The organism is Cupriavidus sp. FW306-01-F10A (genome assembly GCF_058782785.1).
Genome location: NZ_JBYSYA010000018.1, coordinates 93,819 through 117,010 on the forward strand (window position 1 = coordinate 93,819; position 23,192 = coordinate 117,010).

At 64.2% G+C, this 23,192-nt stretch carries 29 protein-coding genes and 1 tRNA gene; 2 read left to right on the top strand and 28 right to left on the bottom strand.

What is annotated here, in order from left to right:
- Nucleotide 1: 1 nt before the first annotated feature.
- From AC3WLF_RS23085 to petA, 7 genes are all read right to left on the bottom strand, one after another.
- The gene (locus tag AC3WLF_RS23085; RefSeq protein WP_492320402.1) at nt 2-235 is read right to left on the bottom strand and encodes a type II toxin-antitoxin system Phd/YefM family antitoxin; all 234 of its coding nucleotides are present in this window, start codon (nt 233-235) and stop codon (nt 2-4) included.
- A 150-nt stretch (nt 236-385) separates the two neighbouring features.
- Nucleotides 386-461, bottom strand: a tRNA-Thr gene (locus AC3WLF_RS23090).
- 52 nt (nt 462-513) lie between these two features.
- A complete protein-coding gene (locus AC3WLF_RS23095; RefSeq protein ID WP_492358892.1) occupies nt 514-1,002 on the bottom strand; it encodes a ClpXP protease specificity-enhancing factor in 489 nt (162 codons plus the stop codon).
- 57 nt (nt 1,003-1,059) lie between these two features.
- The gene (locus AC3WLF_RS23100; protein ID WP_010812311.1) at nt 1,060-1,671 is read right to left on the bottom strand and encodes a glutathione S-transferase N-terminal domain-containing protein; all 612 of its coding nucleotides are present in this window, start codon (nt 1,669-1,671) and stop codon (nt 1,060-1,062) included.
- A 220-nt stretch (nt 1,672-1,891) separates the two neighbouring features.
- Nucleotides 1,892-2,635, bottom strand: coding sequence for a cytochrome c1 (locus tag AC3WLF_RS23105; protein WP_035826002.1), 744 nt, complete (start codon nt 2,633-2,635; stop codon nt 1,892-1,894).
- Between the two features lie 36 nt (nt 2,636-2,671).
- A complete protein-coding gene (locus tag AC3WLF_RS23110) occupies nt 2,672-4,075 on the bottom strand; it encodes a cytochrome b (protein WP_492352797.1) in 1,404 nt (467 codons plus the stop codon).
- Nucleotides 4,076-4,077: 2 nt separating this feature from the next.
- Nucleotides 4,078-4,695, bottom strand: a complete 618-nt coding sequence (petA, locus tag AC3WLF_RS23115) for a ubiquinol-cytochrome c reductase iron-sulfur subunit (protein WP_492320404.1) — start codon at nt 4,693-4,695, stop codon at nt 4,078-4,080.
- Nucleotides 4,696-4,909: 214 nt separating this feature from the next.
- On the opposite strand from petA, the gene mscL reads away from it, so the two are divergent.
- A complete protein-coding gene (gene mscL, locus AC3WLF_RS23120; protein WP_492358893.1) occupies nt 4,910-5,335 on the top strand; it encodes a large conductance mechanosensitive channel protein MscL in 426 nt (141 codons plus the stop codon).
- A 72-nt stretch (nt 5,336-5,407) separates the two neighbouring features.
- Here mscL and AC3WLF_RS23125 read toward each other — a convergent pair whose 3' ends face one another.
- Entirely contained in the window at nt 5,408-6,154 is a 747-nt protein-coding gene (locus AC3WLF_RS23125) for a Nif3-like dinuclear metal center hexameric protein (protein WP_013958190.1), read from the bottom strand.
- A 20-nt stretch (nt 6,155-6,174) separates the two neighbouring features.
- On the opposite strand from AC3WLF_RS23125, the gene AC3WLF_RS23130 reads away from it, so the two are divergent.
- Entirely contained in the window at nt 6,175-7,368 is a 1,194-nt protein-coding gene (locus AC3WLF_RS23130) for a Do family serine endopeptidase (protein ID WP_492320405.1), read from the top strand.
- A gap of 453 nt (nt 7,369-7,821) precedes the next feature.
- Here AC3WLF_RS23130 and AC3WLF_RS23135 read toward each other — a convergent pair whose 3' ends face one another.
- The 20 genes from AC3WLF_RS23135 to AC3WLF_RS23230 all read right to left on the bottom strand — a co-directional run bounded on the left by AC3WLF_RS23135 (nt 7,822) and on the right by AC3WLF_RS23230 (nt 23,015).
- Nucleotides 7,822-8,922, bottom strand: a complete 1,101-nt coding sequence (locus AC3WLF_RS23135) for a porin (RefSeq protein WP_492320406.1) — start codon at nt 8,920-8,922, stop codon at nt 7,822-7,824.
- 242 nt (nt 8,923-9,164) lie between these two features.
- Nucleotides 9,165-9,962, bottom strand: coding sequence for a twin-arginine translocase subunit TatC (tatC, locus tag AC3WLF_RS23140; protein ID WP_035826013.1), 798 nt, complete (start codon nt 9,960-9,962; stop codon nt 9,165-9,167).
- Nucleotides 9,963-10,102: 140 nt separating this feature from the next.
- Complete coding sequence (gene tatB / locus AC3WLF_RS23145) at nt 10,103-10,615, bottom strand: Sec-independent protein translocase protein TatB (protein ID WP_492320407.1); 513 nt, start codon at nt 10,613-10,615, stop codon at nt 10,103-10,105.
- Nucleotides 10,616-10,710: 95 nt separating this feature from the next.
- Complete coding sequence (tatA, locus tag AC3WLF_RS23150) at nt 10,711-10,944, bottom strand: Sec-independent protein translocase subunit TatA (protein WP_010812321.1); 234 nt, start codon at nt 10,942-10,944, stop codon at nt 10,711-10,713.
- A gap of 149 nt (nt 10,945-11,093) precedes the next feature.
- Nucleotides 11,094-11,450 (bottom strand): histidine triad nucleotide-binding protein, encoded by a 357-nt coding sequence (locus tag AC3WLF_RS23155; protein ID WP_492320408.1) that lies wholly within the window; start codon nt 11,448-11,450, stop codon nt 11,094-11,096.
- Between the two features lie 64 nt (nt 11,451-11,514).
- A complete protein-coding gene (locus AC3WLF_RS23160; protein WP_492320409.1) occupies nt 11,515-11,904 on the bottom strand; it encodes a DUF4870 family protein in 390 nt (129 codons plus the stop codon).
- A 60-nt stretch (nt 11,905-11,964) separates the two neighbouring features.
- On the bottom strand, nt 11,965-12,336 hold the full coding sequence (locus tag AC3WLF_RS23165) for a phosphoribosyl-ATP diphosphatase (RefSeq protein ID WP_492352798.1): 372 nt from the start codon (nt 12,334-12,336) through the stop codon (nt 11,965-11,967).
- Nucleotides 12,333-12,737 (bottom strand): phosphoribosyl-AMP cyclohydrolase, encoded by a 405-nt coding sequence (gene hisI / locus AC3WLF_RS23170; RefSeq protein WP_010812325.1) that lies wholly within the window; start codon nt 12,735-12,737, stop codon nt 12,333-12,335. Before hisI ends, AC3WLF_RS23165 begins: the two co-directional genes overlap by 4 nt.
- 2 nt (nt 12,738-12,739) lie before the next feature.
- A complete protein-coding gene (hisF, locus tag AC3WLF_RS23175) occupies nt 12,740-13,510 on the bottom strand; it encodes an imidazole glycerol phosphate synthase subunit HisF (RefSeq protein ID WP_492320410.1) in 771 nt (256 codons plus the stop codon).
- 60 nt (nt 13,511-13,570) lie between these two features.
- A complete protein-coding gene (hisA, locus tag AC3WLF_RS23180; protein WP_427311601.1) occupies nt 13,571-14,317 on the bottom strand; it encodes a 1-(5-phosphoribosyl)-5-[(5-phosphoribosylamino)methylideneamino]imidazole-4-carboxamide isomerase in 747 nt (248 codons plus the stop codon).
- Between the two features lie 138 nt (nt 14,318-14,455).
- Nucleotides 14,456-15,109: an imidazole glycerol phosphate synthase subunit HisH gene (gene hisH / locus AC3WLF_RS23185; RefSeq protein ID WP_035813874.1), complete on the bottom strand. Its 654-nt coding sequence runs from the start codon at nt 15,107-15,109 to the stop codon at nt 14,456-14,458.
- On the bottom strand, nt 15,106-15,729 hold the full coding sequence (locus AC3WLF_RS23190; protein ID WP_010812329.1) for a YchE family NAAT transporter: 624 nt from the start codon (nt 15,727-15,729) through the stop codon (nt 15,106-15,108). Before AC3WLF_RS23190 ends, hisH begins: the two co-directional genes overlap by 4 nt.
- A 92-nt stretch (nt 15,730-15,821) precedes the next feature.
- Nucleotides 15,822-16,409, bottom strand: coding sequence for an imidazoleglycerol-phosphate dehydratase HisB (gene hisB, locus AC3WLF_RS23195; RefSeq protein WP_013958203.1), 588 nt, complete (start codon nt 16,407-16,409; stop codon nt 15,822-15,824).
- Between the two features lie 4 nt (nt 16,410-16,413).
- The gene (gene hisC / locus AC3WLF_RS23200; RefSeq protein ID WP_492320411.1) at nt 16,414-17,514 is read right to left on the bottom strand and encodes a histidinol-phosphate transaminase; all 1,101 of its coding nucleotides are present in this window, start codon (nt 17,512-17,514) and stop codon (nt 16,414-16,416) included.
- Between the two features lie 47 nt (nt 17,515-17,561).
- Complete coding sequence (gene hisD, locus AC3WLF_RS23205; RefSeq protein WP_035826019.1) at nt 17,562-18,902, bottom strand: histidinol dehydrogenase; 1,341 nt, start codon at nt 18,900-18,902, stop codon at nt 17,562-17,564.
- Nucleotides 18,903-18,941: 39 nt separating this feature from the next.
- Complete coding sequence (gene hisG, locus AC3WLF_RS23210; RefSeq protein WP_010812333.1) at nt 18,942-19,616, bottom strand: ATP phosphoribosyltransferase; 675 nt, start codon at nt 19,614-19,616, stop codon at nt 18,942-18,944.
- A 9-nt stretch (nt 19,617-19,625) separates the two neighbouring features.
- Nucleotides 19,626-20,876 carry a UDP-N-acetylglucosamine 1-carboxyvinyltransferase gene (gene murA / locus AC3WLF_RS23215; protein ID WP_011616142.1) on the bottom strand — a complete coding sequence of 417 codons (1,251 nt, stop codon included), beginning with the start codon at nt 20,874-20,876 and terminating at the stop codon, nt 19,626-19,628.
- Nucleotides 20,877-20,957: 81 nt separating this feature from the next.
- On the bottom strand, nt 20,958-21,206 hold the full coding sequence (locus AC3WLF_RS23220) for a BolA family protein (protein WP_010812335.1): 249 nt from the start codon (nt 21,204-21,206) through the stop codon (nt 20,958-20,960).
- 40 nt (nt 21,207-21,246) lie between these two features.
- Nucleotides 21,247-22,068 carry an ABC transporter permease gene (locus AC3WLF_RS23225; protein ID WP_010812336.1) on the bottom strand — a complete coding sequence of 274 codons (822 nt, stop codon included), beginning with the start codon at nt 22,066-22,068 and terminating at the stop codon, nt 21,247-21,249.
- Entirely contained in the window at nt 22,065-23,015 is a 951-nt protein-coding gene (locus AC3WLF_RS23230; RefSeq protein WP_010812337.1) for an ABC transporter ATP-binding protein, read from the bottom strand. Before AC3WLF_RS23230 ends, AC3WLF_RS23225 begins: the two co-directional genes overlap by 4 nt.
- Nucleotides 23,016-23,192 lie beyond the last annotated feature (177 nt).

A 23,192-nucleotide genomic window follows, 5' to 3' on the forward strand; every position in this document is an offset into this window, starting at 1 on the left:
ATCACCGCTCGGCCTCCCACTCAACGTCCACTGGCTCCGTCGGCGCGTCGTAGCGCACCACGGTGCCGCGTAATACCTGAAGGGGGTCACGCTCCAGCCCGCGATAGGGACGCACCTCGAGTGTGGGCTTGCCGTGGTCCGTGACAATGACCGGCTCGCCCGAGGCTTCGATCTGGCGGAAATACTCGAGGGCGCACGCCTTGAACTCGGTCTTGGAAATCAGGCTGCCAGCCATGGATTGCCTTCTAGTCATTGCTACTAGTCAGAAATCTACGCCACAACGACTAGATGAATAAGTCATTTTTTTCGGCATTGATGCGGCTGTGCGCCCTTGCCACAAAAACAAAACGGGCTACGCAATCTTGCGTAGCCCGTTTTCAAATTCTGGTGCCGGCTGCAGGACTCGAACCCGCCACCTGATGATTACAAATCAACTGCTCTACCTGATGAGCTAAGCCGGCATGTCTGGTGCAGACCGCGATTCTACTGCATTGCGGTCCGCTTTGGGATGGCTTACTTCACCACTTTCAGTGCGGGCTTCTTGCTGCCGATGCGGGGCACCGGGGGCGGCGTGTCGTCGTCGCCGGGGCCAGTGTCGGTGGTAGTTGCCGAGGTCTCGGCTTCCACCGGGGCCAGCTTGGGCGGCGGGTTGTTTTCACGCTCGGTGGCGGCCTGGGTTTCCGGCAGGCTGCGTTCGACCGGGAAGGCCATGCCTTGCCCGTTTTCACGGGCGTAGATGGCCAGCACGTTCTCGACAGGGACGTCGATCTTGCGCGAGACGCCGCCAAAGCGTGCACTGAAGGTGATCCACTCGTTGCCCATGTCCAGGCCGCTGGTGGCGTCGAAGCTGACGTTGAGCACGATCTCGTTGTTCTTGACGAACTCGCGCGGCACGCTAGTGTTGGCGTCGACGAAGACGGCGATGTACGGCGTGAAGCCGTTGTCCGTGCACCATTCGTAGATGGCGCGGATCAGGTAGGGCTTGGTGGAGGTTTCAGGCATTGTGCTTCCAATGGCGCCGTGGTGGCCCGAGGGCGGATGCCTTCGGGCCGGTGCCGGTTAGCGGCGCATCACCTTTTCGGACGGGGTGAGCGCTTCGATGTACGCGGGACGACTGAAAATGCGTTCAGCATACTTCAGCAGCGGTGCGGCGTTCTTCGACAGCTCAATGCCGTAGTGGTCCAGGCGCCACAACAGCGGCGCGATGGCGACGTCGAGCATCGAGAACTCTTCGCCCAGCATGTACTTGTTCTTGACGAAGATCGGCGCAAGCTGCGTCAGGCGGTCGCGGATCGCGGCGCGGGCGCGTTCGTGGTTCTTCTCCGCGGCCTTGCCTTTTTCGTTCTCCAGCGTGTAGACGTGGGTGAACAGTTCCTTTTCGAAGTTGAACAGGAACAGGCGGGCGCGGGCGCGCTGCACCGGGTCAGCCGGCATCAGCTGCGGGTGCGGGAAGCGCTCGTCGATGTATTCGTTGATGATGTTCGACTCATACAGGATGAGGTCGCGCTCGACCAGGATGGGCACCTGGCCGTACGGGTTCATCACCGAAATATCTTCGGGCTTGTTGAACAGGTCGACGTCGCGGATTTCAAAATCCATGCCCTTTTCAAACAGGACAAGGCGGCAACGTTGGGAAAACGGGCAAGTCGTACCCGAATACAACACCATCATGGTTGGATTCCTTGGGCTTAGCCGAAGCAGGGTCGGACAGTAAGGTCTGTCATTCTGCCAAAGTCGACCATCAGAAAGCAAATTTGTGGAAAATGGCGCACTTTATTGGCGCGCTTCGGCAGGTTTTCCAAGAGAAAAGGCCAGGGGCGGTGCTGCTTTCGCAGCGGCCACCCCTGGCCTTTGCCTTGTCCGGGCCCGGATTCGGGCCCCTGGCATGCCTTTACTTCACGTCCTTCCAGTACGCGGCGTTGAGGCGCCAGGCAAAGACGGTGAACACGCCCAGGAACAGCAGCACCCAGACGCCCAGGCGCTTGCGGTGGTTCTGCGCGGGCTCGGCCATCCAGTCCAGAAAGCCGACCAGGTCAGCGCTGGCCTGGTCGTACTCGACCTTGCTCAGCTTGCCCGGGCTCAGTTGCTCGAAGCCGGCAAACTTGTGCACCTTCTCGCCGTGCTCTTCCACTTCCGTGAACTTGGCGGCGCGCTGGCCCTGCAGTTCCCACAGCACGTGCGGCATGCCGACGCTCGGGAACACCAGGTTGTTCCAGCCGGTGGCGCGGCTGTCGTCACGGTAGAACGTGCGCAGGTAGGTGTAGAGCCAGTCGTCGCCGCGGGCGCGGGCGATCACCGACAGGTCCGGCGGCTGCGCACCGAAGAAGGCCTTGGCTTCCTTCGGCTGCATGGCGATGGTCATGGTCTCGCCGACCTTGTCCGCGCTGAACAGCAGGTTCTCGCGGATCTGGTCGTCGGTCAGGCCGATGTCCTTGAGCCGGTTGTAACGCATCATCGATGCGCCGTGGCAGTTCAGGCAGTAGTTGACGAACAGCTTGGCGCCGCGCTGCAGCGACGACAGGTCAGCAGTGTTCACCGGTGCCGGCTCAAGGGGGAAGCCCCCCTCGGATGCCATGGCAGGCGCGCCGGCAAAGCAGGCGCCGGCCAGCGCGAGGATCGAAAGCAGCTTTTTCATCTTGTGTCCTTGTGCTCTTGTCGGGGTTCGCTTCGCTCAGTGCGGGTGGAACGTGACACGCTCCGGGACCGGCTTGAACTCGCCGACACGGCTCCACAGCGGCATGGTCAGGAAGAAGGCGAAGTACAGCAGCGTACCGAGCTGCGACACCTTCTCACCGACCGGCGACGGCGGTTGCACGCCAAGATAGCCGAGCACCAGGAACACCACCACGAAGACGGTCAGGATGGTCTTGTGGAAAGCGGGACGATAGCGGATGGACTTGACCGGCGAGTGGTCCAGCCACGGCAGGAAGAACAGGATCACCACCGAGCCGCCCATCACCAGCACGCCCCAGAACTTGGCGTCGATGAAGTAGAAGCCCACGGCCAGGATCACCGCAATGGCGACGGCACCGATCTTCACGCGCGCATCCTTGCTGCGCAGGAACACCATGCCGAGCAGCAGCGCGAAGAACACCCACAGGATCGGCAGGAAGTTCGACGTGGTGGCACGCAGCATCGAGTAGAACGGCGTGAAGTACCACACCGGCGCGATATGCGGCGGGGTCTTCAGCGGGTCAGCCGGGAAGAAGTTGTTGTGCTCCAGGAAGTAGCCGCCCACTTCCGGGAAAAAGAAGATCACGGCCGAGAACAGGAGCAGGAAGCCGGCAACGCCCAGCGTGTCGTGCACCGAGTAGTACGGGTGGAACGGGATGCCGTCCAGCGGGATACCGTTTTCGTCCTTCTTGGCCTTGATCTCGACGCCGTCCGGGTTGTTCGAACCCACTTCGTGCAGCGCGATGATGTGGGCAATGACCAGCGCCAGCAGCACCAGCGGCACGGCGATGACGTGGAACGAGAAGAAGCGGTTCAGCGTTGCATCGCTCACGACGTAGTCACCGCGGATGAACAGCGACAGGTCCTGGCCGATCACGGGAATCGCCGAGAACAGGTTCACGATCACCTGGGCGCCCCAGTACGACATCTGGCCCCATGGCAACAGGTAGCCCATGAAGGCTTCCGCCATCAGGCACAGGAAGATCAGGCAGCCGAAGATCCAGACCAGCTCGCGCGGCTTGCGGTACGAACCGTACAGCAGGCCCCGGAACATATGCAGGTAGACCACCACGAAGAAGGCCGAGGCGCCGGTCGAGTGCATGTAGCGCACCAGCCAGCCCCAGGGGACTTCGCGCATGATGTATTCCACGCTGGCGAAGGCCACGGGAATGCCGGCGGCGTTCAGCGTGGCGTCCGGCTTGTAGTTCATCACCAGGAAGATGCCGGTGACGATCTGGATCACCAGCACCAGCAGCGCCAGCGAACCGAAGAAGTACCAGAAGTTGAAGTTCTTCGGCGCGTAGTACTTGGAGAGGTGGTCTTCCCACAGTTGGGTTGCGGGGAAGCGGGCGTCGATCCAGCCCAGCAGGCCGGTCGTCTTGACTTGTTTTTCGGCCGCCATGATCAGGCTTCTCCTTTCTCGTCCTTGCCGATCACGATCTTGCTGTCGGTCAGGAACTGGTAGGGGGGAACATCGAGATTCTGCGGAGCCGGCTTGTTCTTGAAGACGCGCCCGGCGAGGTCGAAGGTCGACCCGTGGCAGGGGCAAAGGAAACCGGGATCGGAGCCGAGCTGGGAATTGGCACCGGCGGCGAAGGGGCCCGACGGCGAGCAGCCCAGGTGGGAACAGATACCCACCACGACCAGGACGTCCTTGTGGTCTGCGCGCGAACGGGTTTCGTTCTTGCAGTACTCAGGCGTCTGCATGGTGAATGCCACATCGGAATTGGGATCGGCCACCTCGCCGTCCGTCTTCTTCAGCGACGCCAGTTGTTCGTCCGTGCGCCGCATGATCCAGACCGGCTTGCCGCGCCATTCGACAGTCATCATCTCGCCTGGCTTCAGCGCGCCAATATCCGCCTCGACTGGAGCACCCGCGGCTTTGGCCTTCTCCGATGGTGCAAAAGTACTGACGAAAGGAACCGCTACCGCTACGCCTCCGACGCCGCCAGCGACGGATGTCGCGATCAACCAATTGCGGCGACCCTTATCCACGCTCTTCACGTCTTGCTGGTCACTCATTCCAAACCCCAGGGGAAGTCAATTTAGATTTTGCGTCAACCATAAAGTGTACCTTAGACACCAGCGCACTAGATAGGCAGAAAATGCCACGGCCATGCGCGATTATCGGACGTGCAACCCGGAAAGCGGCTTCGGTGCTTGCTTTCCGGTGAGTGATGCGGCAGGCTTCGAGCTTGAAACCGTTCATCGCTAGCGACAAGAAGGAGAACCCCCCATGGGCATGATCTCGGAATTCAGAACCTTCGCCGTACGCGGCAACGTCATCGACCTCGCGGTCGGTGTGATCATCGGCGCGGCTTTCGGCAAGATCGTGGATTCAGTGGTCAACGACCTGATCATGCCGTTGGTAGGCCGCGTGATCGGCAAGCTGGACTTCTCCAGCATGTTCATCGTGCTGGCGGATGCCCCACCCGGAACACCCACTACGCTCGATGCCTTGAAGAAGGCCGGCGTGCCCGTGTTTGCCTACGGCAATTTCCTGACCATCGTTGTCAACTTTCTGATCCTGGCCTTCATCATCTTCCTGATGGTGCGTGCCTTTAACAGGATGCGCGCCGCGGAACCGGAAGCAGCGCCCGCCGCACCGCCCGAGGAAGTCGTGCTGCTGCGTGAAATCCGGGACAGCCTGAAGACCCGCTGATTGGTGCGCCGTCTGCGCGCCGACCCCGGAAGATAAAACGGCCCCGATGGGGCCGTTTTGTTTTTCGTCAGATCAGACGGGATTAGGAATATCGATAAACGTATGGCGCAGGCCAAAGCGTTCGGCCACATGCTCGCCCAGCGAGCGGATGCCGTAGCGCTCGGTGGCGTGATGGCCGGCGGCAAGGTAAGCCACGCCGCTTTCGCGCGCCAGGTGCGTGGTCTGCTCCGAGACTTCGCCGCTCAGGTAGGCATCGACACCCGCGGCCACCGCGGCATCGAAATAACCTTGCGCCCCACCCGTGCACCAGCCGACGGTGCGGATCATCTGGTCCGGCTCACCGATGGCCAGCGGCTCGCGCCCCAGCACGCCACCAACATGCGCGGCCAGCGCAGAGAGCGGCATCGGCGCAGGCAGCGTGCCGGTCCAGCCGAGCTGGTCGTCGCTGAAGCGGCCGGTCGGGGTGAAGCCGAGCTGCAGGCCGAGCTGGGCGTTGTTGCCGAACTCCGGGTGGTTATCCAGGGGCAGGTGGAAGGCGAACAGGTTGACGTCCGCGCCAAGCAGGCGCTTCAGACGCGCGTGCTTCTGCCCGACCACGCGAGCATCTTCGTTTTTCCAGAAGTAGCCGTGATGGACGAGGATGGCGTCGGCCCCCGCTTCGATCGCGGCATCGACCAATGCCAGGCTTGCAGTCACTCCTGTCACGACGTGTGTGACCTCTGAGCGACCTTGCACTTGCAGCCCGTTGGGACAATAGTCCTTGTAGCGGGAAACTTCCAACAGGTCATTCAAGTACAATTCAAGCTCTTTTGTTTTCATTTTCTGCTCAAAACTCCAATATGTTGCGGCGCTTTTGGCTGTTCTTTGCCCAGGCTGTCACCGTCGTGCTGGCGGTCTGGTTCGTCGTGGCAACGCTCAAGCCTGATTGGCTGCAGAGGGGGCGCGTCGCGGTCCAGTCCGGTTCGCCCATCGTGGCGCTCAAGGAAGTCGTGCCCAACGTGTCCGGTCCTGCGGCCGAAGGGTCTTACAGCGAAGCCGCCCAGATGGCCATGCCGGCCGTCGTCAATATCTTTACCAGCAAGAACGGCAACAAGCGCTCGCCCAACCCGCAGGCCGAGGATCCGTGGTTCCGCTTCTTCTTTGGCGACCGCCTGCCTGAGCGGCAGGAGCCGGTCTCCAGCCTGGGGTCCGGCGTCATTGTCAGCGCCGAGGGTTACATTCTAACCAACCACCACGTGGTCGACGGCGCCGATGAAATCGAGATCGCGCTGACCGACGGCCGCAAAGCCAACGCCAAGGTGGTAGGCTCCGACCCGGAAACCGACCTGGCCGTGCTGAAAGTGACGCTCAAGGACCTGCCCGCGATCACGCTGGGCCGGCTCGAGAACGTAAAGGTAGGCGACGTGGTGCTGGCCATCGGCAACCCGTTCGGCGTCGGCCAGACGGTGACGATGGGCATTGTGTCGGCGCTGGGCCGCAGCCACTTGGGCATCAATACCTTCGAGAACTTCATCCAGACCGACGCGGCCATCAACCCGGGCAACTCCGGCGGCGCGCTGGTGGATGCGCAGGGCAACCTGCTGGGCATCAACACGGCGATCTACTCGCGTTCGGGCGGCTCGCTGGGGATCGGCTTTGCGATTCCGGTGTCGACCGCCAAGCAGGTGATGGAATCGATCATTTCCACCGGCAGCGTGACGCGTGGCTGGATCGGGGTCGAGCCGCAGGACATGACGCCCGAGATCGCCGAATCGTTCGGCCTCGATGCCAAGGAAGGCGCACTGATCGCCGCGGTGGTCCAGGGTGGGCCGGCCGACAAGGCGGGCGTGAAGCCCGGCGATGTGCTGACCAAGGTGGATGGCTTGTCGATCACGGACACGACCGCGCTGCTCAACGCGATTGCCCAGCTCAAGCCGGGCGTGGACATCAAGATGACCGTGATCCGCCGCGGCAAGCCAACGGACCTGACGGTGACCATCGGCAAACGGCCTCCGCCGCCGCGCCGCTCGCTGCCGTTTGAAGAGGAAGAGTGAGGCCGGGCACGACGACACGGCCCTGAAGAAGAAGCCCCGCCCTGGATGGCGGGGTTTTTTTATGCCTGGCGCAGTTGCTGCCCTTGGCATCGAGGCAACGATCACGGAATGCCGCGCCGCGCTGCCGGATCGCGGCGGTGGAACCAGGGGTCGTCACTGGTAGGCGCAACTCACGCCCGGGGGCGTGATCGACGTGCATACCGGTCACGATCGGCACGAGCAACGCCGCGCCCGATCCACATCGCCGCGAAGCAGAATGCCGGCACACCGCGCTGCGCCCACGCCACCCGTTCTCCGGCCGGCTATCCAGGCACGGCATGGCTGGCACAGCACAATAGCAGCGCAACAGCCTGTACCAGCACTTGGTGCCGCACAAGACAAAAGGCCGGCATCCTTACGGATGCCGGCCTTTTGGTTCAAGCCAATCCTAAGCGAGCTTACGCCCGCGTCAGATTAGAACTTGTGGCGCAGACCAACCACAGCACCGAACTGATCCTTGTTCGCCTGAACGTTGGTGGTGGTGGCGGTGTTGAAACCGTTCACGCCCAGGGCCGAGCCCTTGTCGTTCAGGGTGTACGACAGCGAGGTGTACACGTCGGTACGCTTCGACAGCGCGTAGTCGGCCGTGATCACGAACTGCCACGGATCCGCTTCGCTCTTGCGGAAGTCTTGGTAGTAAGCAGCGCCCGACAGCGAGAACGCCGGGGTCAGCTGGTAACCCAGACCCAGCCAGTACAGGTTCGAAGCCGTCGACGTGGTCAGGATACCGTTGTCAACCGTCGTGCCGCCAGGCAGCGCAGCGCCGTCGAAGGCCTTGGCCCAGCGATAGCCGGCATAGACCTTGGCCGGACCGAAGGCGTAGTTGGCGCCAACGGTAGCGCGGCGAGTGCGCTGGCCGCTTTGGTCAACGCCACCAGCCGACACGGTGCCGTGGATTTCGTCATAAGCAGCACCAACTGCGAACGGGCCAGCTGCGTAGCTCACCAGGGCGCCGTACTGTTGGCCGCGGCGGAATGCGCCGGCGACTTCCTGGCCGTTGTTGTTGAAGCTGTAGAAGGCCGAAGCGGTCAGGCCACCGAACTTGCCGATGTACTTGACGGTGTTATCAGCGCGCGCAGCGAATTGAGCGTCTTGCGACAGGATGCCGTAGCGCGACGAAATGGCCATCGGGTCGAACTGCAGACCGAAGTCATAGAACGACGTTTGCTGACGGCCCAGCAGCAGCGAGCCGAATTGGCTTTGCAGACCGACGTAGGCTTGACGACCGAACAGACGACCACCTTGAGCCGACGTGCCGTTGTCCAGGTCGAAACCGCTTTCCAGCACGAACACGCCCTTCAGGCCGCCGCCCAGGTCTTCCACGCCACGCAGGCCCCAGCGCGAACCGGACTGGTTACCCGACGACATGCGGAACAGGTCGTCGCCAGCGGCGTTGGCGTTGTTGACGTACTCGAGGCCGACGTCAGCCACGCCGTACAGGGTCACGCTCGATTGGGCATACGCGCCACCAGCGGCCAGAGCGGCGACGGCAGCAGCAAACAGTTTCATCTTCATATCGACACTTTCCTTGTCAACTGATTGGGAAATCTTGGTTGCCCAAGTACTTGGGCGACGCATTTACATTCACGTCTGCTGCGTATTATGTGCCAGCCCCCCCGGCCGTCAGAAGGCTTTTTCGGCGTAAACCATGCTTACTGGCGGTTTTTGTTGTGGGGGAGCAACAGGAATGGATGGGGAAATCCCCGTTTTGGTGCAAAACGGGGCTAGGCAGGCCTGAAAGGCCTACCTCAGCCGAATTAGTCGGGCTGCGTTTCCCCTGAAGCAGCCGCTTCAGGGGACGGACGGCCGACAAAACGCGCCAGCAGCAGTCCCAGTTCATAAAGCGCCACCAGCGGCACGGCCAGCAGCAGCTGCGACAGCACATCGGGAGGGGTCACGATGGCCGCGATGATGAAGGCCCCCACGATCACATAGGGGCGGATCTGCTTGAGCTTTTCCAGCTCCACCACGCCAAAGCGCACCAGCACGATCACCACCACCGGCACCTCGAAGGTGATGCCGAAGGCCAGGAAAGTGGTCATGGCAAAGCTGAGGTATTTGTCGATGTCAGTCGACATCTCCGCCCCCAGCGGGGCGTTGTAGTGCGCCATGAAATGGAACACCGTGGGGAACACCAGGAAATACGCGAACGCCACGCCGCACAGGAACAGGAAATAGCTGCTCGATACCAGCGGCAGGATCAGGCGCTTCTCATGCTGGTACAGGCCGGGCGCGACAAACTGCCAGACCTGGTACAGCACCCACGGCAGCGCGATCAGGAAGGCCACCAGCAAGGTGACTTTCATCGGCACGAAGAACGAGCCGGTGACATCGGTCACGATCATCTTGCCGCCCTTGGGCAGCGACTCCATCAGCGGCGCGGCAAACAGGTTGAAAATCACCGGGGCCCAGTAGACCAGGCTGACGAAGACCAGGATGATGCCGGCCACCGCCTTGACCAGGCGTTGGCGCAGTTCGACCAGGTGGGAAATAAAGGTTTCCTGCTGCGACTCGTCTTGCGGGTCTTGGGGATCTGGGGACCGGGTGTCGCTCATGGCGTGAACCGCTCAGCCGCGGGGGCTGGCAAGGTGGATCGATGGGGCCGCAACGCGGCGGCGCGCGAATGCAACCAGGACTGCGGCCACGACGGCAGCGGCCGGAACGACGGCCGGCAAGGTGTTGCCGCGGCGCATGCTCACTCGAAGAAGGATCGGGATGGCCGGGTGACCGGCCGGTGGCGCTTGACGCGCGCCGCGCCCGACTGCACCCAGACGCGGACATTGTGCTGGCGCTTGAACCAGAGCGGGCGGGCGCCCTGCTTGACGCGCCAGCTCTTGCGCCCGTTGTGCGCCTTGTGGGCCGCATCCCAGCTTGGCACGAAGCCGCCACCGGCGTCGGCGCTACTGCCGCCGCTGGTTCCCTCGGCACCGCCCAGGGCTTCGTTCAGCGCCTGGGTCTGCTCGCTGACTTCCTTGTGAATGGTGCGCTCGACATCGCGCGCGGCGTCCTCGAATTCCGTGCGCATCTTGCGCAGTTCTTCCAGTTCAACCTCGCGGCTGACTTCGGCCTTGACGTCGTTGATGTAGCGCTGCGCCCGGCCGACCAGCGCGCCCACAGTGCGCGCAACCTTGGGCAGCCGTTCGGGACCAATCACGATCAGTGCCACGGCGCCGATCAGCGCCAGCTTGGAAATGCCGAGATCAATCATGCGGACACATCATGCGGACAACATGCGGAAAAGCGCAGGCGCGGGACGACACGCAGGCAGCGAGGTTTGCGTCGAAGGGATGACACACCGCCGGATTACTGCTGGCGGGTCTTTTCCTTGGCTTCGACGTCGATGGTGGTGGAGTCGCGCAGTTCCTTGGACTGGGCGGGATCGGCGGCAGCCTTGCCCTCGCCGTCCTTCATGCCATCCTTGAAGCCCTTGACCGCGCCGCCCAGGTCCTGGCCGATATTGCGCAGTTTCTTGGTGCCGAACACGAGCATGACGATCACCAGCACGATCAGCCAGTGCCAAATGCTAAACGAACCCATTTCTTGCTCCTGATGAAGCCGCGGGCGTAATCAGATATGCCCGGACCCGTTGTTCCGTCCCGTTATGGCCGCGCCGGGCGACGGTTGCCGGCGCAGCTTCTGCCCCGAGGCGTTAACGCCGCGGGCGCTCCCATGCCAAGGCTGCCCGGTCAGGGCAGCGGTCCTTTCCACTCGTGGCGCGGCCCACCCAGCACATGCAGGTGCAGGTGGTAGACCTCTTGCCCACCGTCCGGGCCGGTATTGATCACCGTCCGGAAACCGTTGGCACAACCTGCCGCGCGCGCCAGTTCAGGCACCTTCAGCATCATTCTAGCAAGCACCGCCCCTTCGCCGGCGCCGCAATCGGCCAGCGAGTCGACATGCAACCTGGGAACGACCAGAAAGTGTACCGGGGCCTTGGGATGGATATCGTGGAAGGCCACCATGTCGTCGTCTTCGTAGACCTTGCGCGACGGTAGCTGGCCGGCCACGATCTTGCAGAAGATGCAATTATCCTGAGCGTTCATGAAGATTTCATTGCGACGGCCGCGGCACCCGCTGTCAGCTTCGTGCGCCCCGGCCTGCCCGGCATCAGAACTGCTGATCCGGGTACATCGGCTTGCTGTCATTCAGGTACAGCCAGCCCTTGACGATACGATACAGCATCCACAGCGACAGCACGCCCCAGACGGCAAAGGCCAGCGGCATCAGCACGACTGTCGCGAACAGCACCCCGCCAAGCACGCCCCACACTACTGACCACCAGAACGAACGGATCTGCCAGGCGAAGTGCGAGGCATACAGCGAGCCGCGAGCGTCGTCGCGCTTGACGTAGTTGATCACGATTGCAATCAGCGCGGTGATGCCGCCGGTCAGCCAGAAGATCGCATACAGGGCATACAGGATGTGCAGCAGCTTGCGCAGGCTGCTCAACTGTTCGCCGCTGGGGGTGGTGACTTGCCCGGTGTAGTCGTTCGCCATAATCGCCCTTTTATTAAGAGCCTGCCTTGGGCAGGCGGAAGACCAGCCTGCGCGGGCCACCTAGTCCTTGCGCCGGGCCTTTTCCTCGAGGCCGGACAGCCCTTCGCGCCGCGCGAGCTCGTTGACCACATCCGCAGGGGTCAGGCCGAAGTTGGCCAGCAATACCATGCAATGGAACCACAGGTCGGCCACTTCGTAGACCACCTTGCCGGCCTCGGCGCCAGTCTGCCCGGCGGCGCGCGCGTCCTTGGCGGCCATCACGGTCTCGGTGGCTTCCTCGCCGATCTTCTTCAGGATGGCGTCGTCGCCCTTGCTGAACAGGCGCGCCACATAGGACTTGTCAGGGTCGCCGCCGTTGGCGGGCTTGCGCGATTCCAGCACTTCGGCCAGGCGCGCCAGGACATCGTTGCTGCTGAGTTGGGTGTCGCTCATGGCTTGGTGTAGATCTGGGCAGGGTCCTTCAGCACCGGCTCGACCGTCTGCCAGTCGCCGGCCTCCACATCACCCTCGAACTTCTGGAAGAAGCAGGAATGGCGCCCGGTATGGCAGGCGATATTGTCGATCTGGGTCACCTTTAGCAGGACCACGTCTTCATCGCAGTCCAGGCGGATCTCATGCACCTTCTGCACGTGGCCGGACTCTTCGCCCTTGTGCCACAGGCGCTTGCGCGAGCGCGACCAGAACACGGCCTCGCCCAGCTCCACGGTGCGCTGCAGCGCGTCGCGGTTCATGAACGCGAACATCAGCACGTCGTTCGAGCCGACTTCCTGCACGATCACCGGCACCAGGCCGTTATCGTCCCATTTGACCTTGTTGAGCCACTTCTTTGCCATGATCAGATCCGCACGGGAATGCCCTCGCGGGCCATGAATGCCTTGGCTTCGCCCACGGTGTGTTGCCCGTAGTGGAAGATGCTGGCGGCCAGCACCGCGTCGGCGCGGCCCTGGGTGATGCCGTCGGCCAGGTCCTGCAGGCCGCCGACGCCGCCCGAGGCGATCACCGGCACAGGTACCGCGTCGCTGACGGCGCGGGTCAGTTCCAGGTCGAAACCGCTCTTGGTGCCGTCGCGGTCCATGCTGGTCAGCAGGATCTCGCCGGCGCCGCGCGCGGCCATCTCTCGCGCCCATTCGACCGCGTCCAGCCCGGTGGCCTTGCGCCCGCCATGGGTGAAGACTTCCCAGCGCGGCGCTTCGCCCGGGGCGGAGCTGCGCTTGGCGTCGATCGCCACCACGATGCACTGCGAGCCGTACCTGGCGGTGGCGTCCGAGACCAGTTGCGGATTGGCGATGGCCGACGAGTTGACGCTGATCTTGTCCGCGCCGGCATTGAGCAGGCGCCGCACGTCTTCGACCGTGCGCACGCCGCCGCCCACCGTCAGCGGGATAAAGACCTGCGAAGCCACAGCCTCGATGATGTGCAGCATCAGGTCACGCCCGTCGCTGGTCGCGGTGATGTCCAGGAATGTGATTTCATCGGCGCCCTGCTCATCATAGCGGCGCGCGATTTCCACGGGATCGCCCGCGTCGCGCAGCTCGACAAAGTTGACGCCCTTGACCACCCGCCCGTTGGTCACGTCCAGGCAGGGGATGATACGTTTGGCTAGCATGAGATTCCTTGTCCGCCGCCAGCTCCAGTCTGGCGGCGGCTGCGCCCGCGGCGCGTTGCCTTATTGCCCGTCGCGCAGCTTGTCCGCCAGCGCCTGCGCGGCGGCAAAGTTGAGATCCCCGGAGTAGATCGCGCGGCCGCAAATGACGCCTTCGACACCTTCGCCCTCGACCGCGCAGAGGTTGTCGATGTCGGCCAGGTTGGACAGCCCGCCGCTGGCGATCACCGGGATCGACATCGATTGCGCCAGCTTGACGGTGGCATCGATATTGATCCCCTGCAGCATGCCGTCGCGGCCAATATCGGTGTAGATGATCGCCTCGACGCCGTAGTCTTCATACTTGCGTGCCAGGTCCGCCACCTCGTGGCCGGTCAGCTTGCTCCAGCCGTCGGTCGCCACCTTGCCGTCCTTGGCATCCAGGCCGACGATGATATGGCCGCCGAAGGCCGAGCAGGCGTCCTTCAGGAAGCCGGGGTTTTTCACCGCGGCGGTGCCGATGATGACGTACGACAGCCCGTCATCCAGCCAGCGTTCGATGGTGTTCAGGTCGCGGATGCCGCCCCCCAGCTGCACCGGGATCTCGTCGCCGACCTCGGCGATGATGGCCTTGATGGCCTCCTCGTTGCGGGGCTTGCCCACGAACGCGCCATTCAGGTCCACCAGGTGCAGGCGGCGGGCGCCCTGCTCCACCCAGTGGCGTGCCATGGCGGCGGGATCTTCGGAAAAGACGGTGGCCTGGTCCATGTCGCCTTGTTTGAGGCGTACACACTGACCGTCCTTCAGGTCGATGGCCGGAATGAGCAACATATGCGTGACGAGCGTGGTTGAGTGATAGAGATTGAGCGAGACCGGCGCTGCCGGTCAGGTCGGGTCGATAGTCGATCGGAAACAGGTCGGGTGACGGGTCGAGTTAGCGGTCGATGATCGGTAAAAAAACGAATCGGGTCAGGGATTCCAGTGGACGAAGTTCCGGTACAGCTGCAGGCCCAGGGCCGCGCTCTTCTCGGGGTGGAACTGCGTCGCGAAAATATTATCGCGCGCTACCGCGCTGGTAAATACGACTCCGTATTCCGTTTCACCGGCAACATGGGCCGGGTCCTGCGCCTGCACATAGTAACTGTGGACGAAATAGAACCAGCTGTCGTCCGGGATACCGTCCCACAGCGGGTGAGGCCTGGCCTGGCGCACCCGGTTCCAACCCATCTGCGGCACCTTGTAGCGCGAGCCGTCGGGCTGCGTCATGCCGTCCAGCGCAAAGCGCACCACCTGGCCGGGCATCAGGCCCAGCGCCGGCGTACGGTCCGCGCCGGCCCGGCTTTCGGTGCTGAACTCGAACAGCATCTGCTCGCCCACGCACACACCCAGCATCGGCTTGCTGGCGGCGGCCTGCACCACCGCCTCCTGCAGCCCGGACGCGCCCAGCGCCGACATGCAGTCGGGCATCGCGCCCTGGCCGGGCAGCACCACGCGGTCGGCCGAGCGGATGCCTTCGGGGGCATCCACCACACGCACGTCCGCTTCCGGCGCCGCGGCACGCAGCGCCTGCGCCACCGAGCGCAGGTTGCCCATGCCGTAATCCACAATTGCTATGGTAGTCATGATTTCAAAACAGGCAACAATGTCTTCAGCCCGTCCACAATGAATTCCACGGCCAGCGCCGACAGGATCAGCCCCATCAGGCGCGTGCCGATATTGATGCCGGTGCGGCCGATGACCCGGGCGATCGGGTCGGCCGCGCGGAACACCAGGTACACCACCGCACCGATCACCACGCCAAGGCCGACCAGGATCAGCAACTGGTACCAGTGCTGGGTCTTGCCGGCATAGACGATCACCGTGCTGATCGAGCCCGGCCCGGTCAGCAGCGGCAGCGCCAGCGGCACCACCGCGATGCTGGACTTTACCTCGGCCTCGTCCTCTTCTTCCGGCGTGGCCTTGGTGCGGCTGGTCTGCGCGTTCAGCATGTTCATGGCCATCATGATCATGATGAGCCCGCCACCCACCTGCAGCGACGCCACCGAGATATTGAAGAACTCGATGATCTGCTGCCCCAGCAAGGCCGACACCGCCACCACGATCGCCACCGAAACCGATGCGATCTTGATGGTACGCAGCTTTTCCGCTTCCGTCTGCAGGCTGGTCAGGCTGATGAAGAACGGGATCGCCCCGATCGGGTTGATCAGCGCCAGCAGCGAAATAAACGACTTGAGCGTATCCATCGGTTGCGGGTCGCCAGCATCGCTGGCCAGGTTCAGGCTTGGAAGGTCAGCGGGCGCCGCAACCAGCCGGCACGCCTACCGTGGTGGAAAGGTCAGAGCGTACCCTTGGTCGACGGGATCGTGTTCGCCGCGCGCGGGTCCAGCTCCACCGCCATGCGCAGTGCCCGGCCAAAGGCCTTGAACACGGTTTCGCACTGATGGTGGGCATTGATGCCGCGCAGGTTGTCGATATGCAGGGTCACGCCCGCATGGTTGACGAAGCCGCGGAAGAATTCGATGGTCAGGTCCACGTCGAAGCTGCCCACGCGCGCACGCGTGAACGGCACGTGGAATTCCAGGCCGGGGCGGCCGGAGAAATCGATCACCACGCGCGACAGGCATTCGTCCAGCGGCACGTAGCTGTGGCCGTAGCGGGTGATGCCTTTCTTGTCGCCGATGGCCTTTGCCACCGCCTGGCCGAGCGTGATGCCCACGTCTTCCACCGTATGGTGGTCGTCGATATGCGTGTCGCCGGTGGCTTCGACCTCCAGGTCGAACATGCCATGCCGGGCGATCTGGTCCAGCATGTGGTCAAGGAACGGCACGCCGGACGCCAGTTTCTGGCGGCCGCTGCCGTCGAGATTCAGGGAAACGCGAATTTGCGTTTCCGAAGTATTGCGGGTGACCTCTGCAACACGCATGGTGTTAATCCTGCAGCGACGCTGCGAATGCCTCAAGGAACTGCGCGTTTTCTTCGGGGGTGCTGACCGTGACGCGCAGACAATTGGCCAGCAACGGGTGCATTTTACTCACGTTCTTGATCAATACCTTGCGGGCCAGCAGCCGGTCGAACGTCTGTGCGGCATCCGGCACGCGCGCGAGCAGGAAATTGGCGGCGCTGGGGAACACCGTCACGCCCGCATGCGCGGCCATGCCTTCGGCCACGCAGGTGCGTTCGTCGCGCAGCTGGGCGGCCTGTTCGTCCAGCACCGACACGTGCTCCAGCGCGAACAGCGCGGCGGCTTCGGTCAGCACGTTGACGTTGTACGGCGGGCGCACCTTGTCCAGCTGCGACAGCCATTCGGGCGCGCCGGCCAAGTAGCCCAGGCGGATGCCGGCCAGGCCCAGCTTGGACACGGTGCGCATCACCAGCAGGTTGCCGAATTCCGTCAGGCGCGGCATCCAGCTGTGCTGCGCGAACGGCTGGTAGGCCTCGTCGACCACCACCAGGCTGTTGCAGACCTCGCCCTGGGCGGCGCGGACGATGCCCTCCATGTCGGCGGCATCGAACAGGTTGCCGGTGGGGTTGTTCGGGTACGCCAGGTAGATGATGGCGGGCTGGTGCTCGGCCATCGCCGCCAGCATGGCGGCGCGGTCGAGCGTGAAGTCCGCGCGCAGCGGCACGCCGACGAACTGCAGGCCGGCGAACTGCGCCGACATTGCGTACATGACGAAGCCCGGCACCGGCGCCATCACCTTGGCGCCGGGCCTGGCCGCGGCCAGCGCCAGCATGCTGATGATCTCGTCGGAGCCGTTGCCAAGCAGCACGTCCATGCCGGCGGGCACCTGCATCACAGTCTTCAGCTTGGCGCGCAGCGCTTCGCTGCTGGGCACGGGGTAGCGGTTCAGCGCGACCTCGCCCAGGCGCTCGGCCAGTTCGCGGCGCAGATCGGGAGGCAGCCGGTACGGGTTCTCCATCGCGTCGAGCTTGACCAGACCGTGCGAATCCGGCACGTGGTAGGCGCCCATGGCGCGCACGTCGTCACGGATGATGCGTTCGATCAGGGAGGGCTCTACGGCTGACATGGGAACTCCAAAGTTGGCTGCGTTATCAGGCAGCGTGGGTCAGTAGATCAACTGCGTTTGGTGAACCGATATTCCGCGCTGCGGGCGTGGGCCTGCAGGCCTTCGCCATAGGCCAGCTCGGCGGCGATCTGGCCGAGCATCTGCGCCCCGCCCTCGCTCACTTCGATCAGGCTCGAACGCTTCTGGAAGTCATAGACGCCCAGCGGCGAAGAGAAGCGCGCGGTGCGCGAGGTCGGCAGCACGTGGTTCGGGCCTGCGCAGTAATCGCCGAGCGACTCGCTGGTATAGGGGCCCAGGAAGATGGCGCCGGCGTGGCGGATCTTCTCGCTCCACTGGCGCGGGTTCTCGGCGGAGATCTCCAGGTGCTCGGGCGCGATCGCGTTGGCGATCTCGCAGGCCTCTTCCATGTCGCGAACCTTGATCAGCGCGCCACGGCCGGAGATCGAGGCGGCAATCACCTCGCGCCGCGGCATGGTGCCGAGCTGGCGCTGGATGCTGGCTTCGACGCGGGCGATATAGCCGGCGTCCGGGCACAGCAGGATCGACTGCGCCAGTTCGTCGTGCTCGGCCTGCGAGAACAGGTCCATCGCCACCCAGTCGGGGTCGGTGGTGCCGTCGCAGATCACCAGGATCTCGGACGGGCCGGCAATCATGTCGATGCCGACGGTGCCGAATACGCGCCGCTTGGCCGCGGCCACATAGGCATTGCCCGGGCCGACGATCTTGTCGACCTGCGGCAGCGTCGCCGTGCCGTAGGCCAGCGCGCCAATCGCCTGGGCACCGCCGATGGTGAACACGCGGTCCACGCCGGCGATCTGCGCGGCGGCCAGCACCAGCTCATTGCGCACGCCGCCCGGCGTGGGCACGACCATGATGATTTCCTTCACGCCCGCCACGCGCGCCGGGATTGCGTTCATCAGCACCGACGACGGATACGCGGCCTTGCCGCCCGGCACATAGATGCCGACGCGGTCCAGCGGCGTCACCTTCTGGCCGAGCATGGTGCCGTCGGCCTCGGTGTATTCCCAGCTGTGGCTGCCGCATTCGATCTTCTGCTTCTCGTGGTAGGCGCGCACGCGCGCGGCGGCGGCCTCCAGCGCGGCGCGGCGCTTGGGCTCGAGGTCTTCGAGCGCGGCTTCGAGCTGCTGCTGCGACACCTCCAGCGCGCCCATCGACGACGCTTCCACGCGGTCGAAGCGCTTGGTGTATTCCAGCACCGCGGCATCCCCGCGCGCCTTCACGTCAGCCAGGATCTGCGCCGCGGCGCGATCGATGGCCTCGTCCTCGCCAGCCTCGAAGGCCAGCACCTGGCGCAGCGCCTCGGCAAAGCCAGGCTTGCTGGAATCGAGCCGGCGGATCGGCAGGTTTTCCATTTCGGTTGCGTTCATGACTACTTTCCTCTCAGTCGGCGCGGGCCTGGTGTGGCCTTACGCCAGCGCCGCCGAAGCCCGTTCGAATGCGTCGAGAATCGGCGCAAGCCGCTCGCGCTTGAGTTTGAGCGCGGCCTGGTTCACCACCAGCCGCGACGAGATCTGCACGATCTCTTCGACTTCAACCAGGTTGTTGGCGCGCAGCGTGCTGCCAGTGCTGACCAGGTCGACGATGGCGTCGGACAGGCCCACCAGCGGGCCCAGCTCCATCGAACCGTACAGCTTGATCAGGTCGACGTGAACGCCCTTTTTCGCAAAATGCTCGCGCGCGGTCTGCACATACTTGGTGGCCACGGCCAGGCGCGCGCCCTGGCGCACCGCGTTGGCATAGTCAAACCCGGCCGGCACCGCCACCGACATGCGGCAGCGCGCGATGTTCAGGTCGATCGGCGCGTACAGGCCGGCCATGCCGCTTTCCATCAGCACGTCCTTGCCGGCCACGCCGAAATCGGCGGCGCCATACTGGACGTAGGTCGGCACGTCCGAGGCGCGCACGATCACCACGCGCACGGCCGGATCGGAGGTCGGCAGGATCAGCTTGCGCGAGGTCTCGGGGTCCTCGGTGACGCGGATGCCGGCGGCTTCCAAGAGCGGCAGCGTCTCGGTGAAGATGCGGCCCTTGGACAGCGCCAGCGTCAGCTGGTTGGGCGATGCGTTGAAAGTGGGGCTCATCGGACTTCCTCAGGCAATGCGGCGGATCTTCGCGCCCACTGCCGACAGCTTGTCTTCCATGCGGTCGTAGCCGCGGTCCAGGTGGTAGATGCGGTCGATCACGGTCTCGCCATCGGCCACCAGGCCGGCGATCACCAGGCTGGCCGAGGCGCGCAGGTCGGTCGCCATCACGTTGGCGCCCGACAGGCGCGGCACGCCGTTGACCACCGCGGTATTGCCTTCGACCGCGATGTCGGCGCCCAGGCGGTTCAGTTCCTGCACGTGCATGAAGCGGTTTTCGAAGATGGTCTCGGTCACGCGCGCGGTGCCTTCGGCCACGGCATTGAGCGCCATGAACTGGGCCTGCATGTCGGTCGGGAAGGCCGGGTATTCCGAGGTGCGGAAACTCACGGCCTTCGCGCGTTGGGGCATGGCCAGGCGGATCCAGTCGGCGCCGGTCTCGAGCTTTGCGCCGGCTTCGCGCAGCTTGTCGAGCACGGTGTCGAGGATGTCCGGCTGCACGCCGCGCAGCACCAGGTCGCCCAGCGTCGCGGCGGCGGCGCACAGGAAGGTACCGGCCTCGATGCGGTCGGCGATCACGCTGTGGCTGGCGCCATGCAGGCGCTCCACGCCCTGCACTACCAGACGGTCGGTGCCGATGCCTTCGATCTTCGCGCCCATCTTGACCAGCAGTTGGGCCAGGTCGGTCACCTCGGGCTCGCGCGCGGCGTTTTCCAGCACGGTCTCGCCTTCGGCCAGCGTGGCGGCCATCAGCAGGTTCTCGGTGCCGGTCACGGTGATCATGTCGGTGACCACGCGCGCGCCCTTCAGGCGCTTGGCCCGCGCATGGATAAAGCCGTGTTCGATGGTGATCTCGGCGCCCATCGCCTGCAGGCCCTTGATGTGCTGGTCGACCGGGCGCGCGCCGATGCCGCAGCCGCCGGGCAGCGACACGCGGGCCTCGCCGAAGCGGGCCACCAGCGGGCCCAGCACCAGGATCGAGGCGCGCATGGTCTTGACCAGCTCGTACGGGGCCTCGAGCACGTTGACGTCGGCGCCGTTCAGGGTCACGCGGGCGCCATCCAGCTCGGCCTGCATGCCCATCTGGCGCAGCAGCTTGAGGGTGGTGCGCACGTCCTGCAGGTTAGGCACGTTGTCCAGCGAAACGGTATCCGCCGTCAGCAGGCCCGCGCACAGGATCGGCAGGGCTGCGTTCTTGGCGCCCGACACGCGGATTTCGCCCTTCAGCGGGCCATTGCCGTGGATCTGGAATTTGTCCATGTTCTGTCGTCTGGAGCCGGGCACGCGCCCGGCGTCATGGTTCTGGGGCCGCGCGGGTGGCGCGGCGCATATTGGCGGGGCTTACTTGCCTTCGCCCGCCTGCCACTCGGCAGGCGTCAGCGTCTTCATCGACAGCGCGTGGATCTCGGCACGCATGCGGTCGCCCAGCGCGGCATAGACGCGCTGGTGGCGCTGGATCAGCCGCTTGCCTTCAAATTCGGCGCTGACGATGGTGGCAAAGAAGTGCTGGCCATCGCCCTCGACTTGCAGATGTTCGCAGGGCAGTCCTTGGGCAATGTAATCCCTGACTTGTTCCGGTGTAGGCAGCATGGGGTTCTCTTCAGCGTGATTCAGTATGGCCGGCCACAGTTCAGTGGCGCAGCTTGTATCCGGACTTCAGCAAGCGCAGCGCCAGCGCGGCCAGCACCACGAACGCCGATCCGACCACCGCCAGGCTGAACAGCGGCGACACGTCCGAGACGCCGAAGAAGCCATAGCGGAAGCCATCGATCATGTAGAAGAACGGATTGGCATGGGACACCGCCTGCCAGAAGGCGGGCAGCGAATGGATCGAATAGAACACGCCGGACAGGAAAGTTGCCGGCATGATCAGGAAGTTCTGGAACGCGGCCAACTGGTCGAATTTCTCGGCCCAGATGCCGGCGATCAGGCCCAGCGTGCCTAGGATGCCCGCACCCAGCAGCGCAAAGACGAGGATCCAGCCCACATTGGCAAAATGCAGGTTGGCAAACCACGCCGTCACCAGCAGCACGCCCAGGCCCACGGTCAGCCCGCGGATCACCGAGGCCACCACATAGGCGCCGAACATTTCCCAGTGCGACAAGGGCGGCAGCAGCACGAACACCAGGTTGCCGGTGATCTTGGACTGGATCAGCGATGACGAGCTGTTGGCAAACGCGTTCTGCAGCACGCTCATCATCACCAGGCCGGGCACCAGGAAGGCGGTGTAGCTGATCTGGTCATAGACCTTGACCCGGTCTTCCAGCACATGGCCGAAGATCAGCAGGTACAGCACCGCGGTCAGCACCGGCGCGGCCACGGTCTGGAAGCTCACCTTCCAGAAACGCAGCACTTCCTTGTACAGCAGGGTGCGGAAACCCACCAGGCCGCCCACGGCCATCGGCCCGAGGCCGGTGTCGTCCAGGACCTCGATATCGCCAGGCTGCTTCATGCCACGGCCTCCATCGCCGGATCGGGCAGCGCACCGGGCATATGCCCCTCGCGGCGCATGATCTGCACAAATACGTCCTCGAGGTCGGCCTTGTTGATTTCCATGTTTTCGATGTCACAGCCCGCTTCGCGGCAGGCGGCCAGGATCGGTTCAACCGCCTGGTAGCCCGACAATCGCAGGCGCACCGCGCGCTCGCCGGGGTTGGCCGGCATGCGCAGCGGCTCCAGCGCCGGCGGCAGGACGCCGCGCGCAAAGGTCAGCACCAGCTGCAGGCCGGCAAACTGCGTCAGCAGGTTGCTGGTGCGGTCCAGCGTCACCACCTCGCCGAACTTGAGCATGGCAATGCGGTCGCACAGGGCCTCGGCCTCTTCCAGGTAGTGCGTGGTCAGGATGATGGTGTGCCCTTCCCGGTTCAGGCGCGAGATGAATTTCCACAGCGTCTGGCGCAGTTCCACGTCCACACCGGCAGTGGGCTCGTCCAGCACGATCACCGGCGGGCGGTGCACCAGCGCCTGCGCCACCAGCACGCGCCGCTTCATGCCGCCCGAGAGCTGGCGCATATTGGCGTCGGCTTTCCCGGTCAGGTCCAGGTTGGCCATGATCTCGTCGATCCAGTCGTCGTTGCGGGTCAGGCCAAAGTAGCCCGACTGCAGCCGCAGCGTCTCGCGCACCGTGAAGAACGGATCGAACACCAGCTCCTGCGGCACCACGCCCAGCATACGCCGGGCCATCCGGTAGTCGGCAACGACATCGTGGCCAAGCACACTGACGCGGCCGGAATCGGCGCGGTTCAGGCCGGCGAGGATCGAGATCAGCGTGGTCTTGCCGGCGCCGTTGGGCCCGAGCAGGCCGAAGAATTCGCCGCGTTCGACGGTGAAGCTGACGCCCTTGAGCGCCTGCAGGTTGCGGTAGCGCTTGCGAACGTCGTGGATTTCAATGGCTTTCATGGCCGATTGTTTGTGGCGGGTTCGGCATTTTTGGGGCCGGCCGCCGGGAATTGGGGAGCAACTGCGTGCCCGGACTTCCTGGCCCGGCATGGCATGAACCGGTAGCAGGCGGGGGGATGGGCGAACAACCCGGAATTATAGGGGATGCGGGGATGGTCCCGCTTGATCCGCCCCCAA

What these genes read in the sequence shown, in the direction of transcription:
- AC3WLF_RS23085 (WP_492320402.1), bottom strand. Translation starts at nt 235, where the DNA reads ATGGCTGGCAGCCTGATTTCCAAGACCGAGTTCAAGGCGTGCGCCCTC.
- AC3WLF_RS23125 (WP_013958190.1), bottom strand. Translation starts at nt 6,154, where the DNA reads ATGAAAACAAAAGAGCTTGAATTGTACTTGAATGACCTGTTGGAAGTT.
- AC3WLF_RS23105 (WP_035826002.1), bottom strand. Translation starts at nt 2,635, where the DNA reads ATGAAAAAGCTGCTTTCGATCCTCGCGCTGGCCGGCGCCTGCTTTGCC.
- AC3WLF_RS23155 (WP_492320408.1), bottom strand. Translation starts at nt 11,450, where the DNA reads ATGAACGCTCAGGATAATTGCATCTTCTGCAAGATCGTGGCCGGCCAG.
- hisH (WP_035813874.1), bottom strand. Translation starts at nt 15,109, where the DNA reads ATGACTACCATAGCAATTGTGGATTACGGCATGGGCAACCTGCGCTCG.
- AC3WLF_RS23095 (WP_492358892.1), bottom strand. Translation starts at nt 1,002, where the DNA reads ATGCCTGAAACCTCCACCAAGCCCTACCTGATCCGCGCCATCTACGAA.
- tatB (WP_492320407.1), bottom strand. Translation starts at nt 10,615, where the DNA reads ATGATTGATCTCGGCATTTCCAAGCTGGCGCTGATCGGCGCCGTGGCA.
- hisD (WP_035826019.1), bottom strand. Translation starts at nt 18,902, where the DNA reads ATGAACGCAACCGAAATGGAAAACCTGCCGATCCGCCGGCTCGATTCC.
- murA (WP_011616142.1), bottom strand. Translation starts at nt 20,876, where the DNA reads ATGGACAAATTCCAGATCCACGGCAATGGCCCGCTGAAGGGCGAAATC.
- petA (WP_492320404.1), bottom strand. Translation starts at nt 4,695, where the DNA reads ATGAGTGACCAGCAAGACGTGAAGAGCGTGGATAAGGGTCGCCGCAAT.
- AC3WLF_RS23110 (WP_492352797.1), bottom strand. Translation starts at nt 4,075, where the DNA reads ATGGCGGCCGAAAAACAAGTCAAGACGACCGGCCTGCTGGGCTGGATC.
- AC3WLF_RS23135 (WP_492320406.1), bottom strand. Translation starts at nt 8,922, where the DNA reads ATGAAGATGAAACTGTTTGCTGCTGCCGTCGCCGCTCTGGCCGCTGGT.
- mscL (WP_492358893.1), top strand. Translation starts at nt 4,910, where the DNA reads ATGGGCATGATCTCGGAATTCAGAACCTTCGCCGTACGCGGCAACGTC.
- hisA (WP_427311601.1), bottom strand. Translation starts at nt 14,317, where the DNA reads ATGTTGCTCATTCCGGCCATCGACCTGAAGGACGGTCAGTGTGTACGC.
- hisG (WP_010812333.1), bottom strand. Translation starts at nt 19,616, where the DNA reads ATGAGCCCCACTTTCAACGCATCGCCCAACCAGCTGACGCTGGCGCTG.
- AC3WLF_RS23130 (WP_492320405.1), top strand. Translation starts at nt 6,175, where the DNA reads ATGTTGCGGCGCTTTTGGCTGTTCTTTGCCCAGGCTGTCACCGTCGTG.
- tatC (WP_035826013.1), bottom strand. Translation starts at nt 9,962, where the DNA reads ATGAGCGACACCCGGTCCCCAGATCCCCAAGACCCGCAAGACGAGTCG.
- hisI (WP_010812325.1), bottom strand. Translation starts at nt 12,737, where the DNA reads ATGGCAAAGAAGTGGCTCAACAAGGTCAAATGGGACGATAACGGCCTG.
- hisF (WP_492320410.1), bottom strand. Translation starts at nt 13,510, where the DNA reads ATGCTAGCCAAACGTATCATCCCCTGCCTGGACGTGACCAACGGGCGG.
- AC3WLF_RS23190 (WP_010812329.1), bottom strand. Translation starts at nt 15,729, where the DNA reads ATGGATACGCTCAAGTCGTTTATTTCGCTGCTGGCGCTGATCAACCCG.
- hisB (WP_013958203.1), bottom strand. Translation starts at nt 16,409, where the DNA reads ATGCGTGTTGCAGAGGTCACCCGCAATACTTCGGAAACGCAAATTCGC.
- AC3WLF_RS23225 (WP_010812336.1), bottom strand. Translation starts at nt 22,068, where the DNA reads ATGAAGCAGCCTGGCGATATCGAGGTCCTGGACGACACCGGCCTCGGG.
- AC3WLF_RS23220 (WP_010812335.1), bottom strand. Translation starts at nt 21,206, where the DNA reads ATGCTGCCTACACCGGAACAAGTCAGGGATTACATTGCCCAAGGACTG.
- AC3WLF_RS23160 (WP_492320409.1), bottom strand. Translation starts at nt 11,904, where the DNA reads ATGGCGAACGACTACACCGGGCAAGTCACCACCCCCAGCGGCGAACAG.
- AC3WLF_RS23100 (WP_010812311.1), bottom strand. Translation starts at nt 1,671, where the DNA reads ATGATGGTGTTGTATTCGGGTACGACTTGCCCGTTTTCCCAACGTTGC.
- tatA (WP_010812321.1), bottom strand. Translation starts at nt 10,944, where the DNA reads ATGGGTTCGTTTAGCATTTGGCACTGGCTGATCGTGCTGGTGATCGTC.
- AC3WLF_RS23230 (WP_010812337.1), bottom strand. Translation starts at nt 23,015, where the DNA reads ATGAAAGCCATTGAAATCCACGACGTTCGCAAGCGCTACCGCAACCTG.
- AC3WLF_RS23165 (WP_492352798.1), bottom strand. Translation starts at nt 12,336, where the DNA reads ATGAGCGACACCCAACTCAGCAGCAACGATGTCCTGGCGCGCCTGGCC.
- hisC (WP_492320411.1), bottom strand. Translation starts at nt 17,514, where the DNA reads ATGTCAGCCGTAGAGCCCTCCCTGATCGAACGCATCATCCGTGACGAC.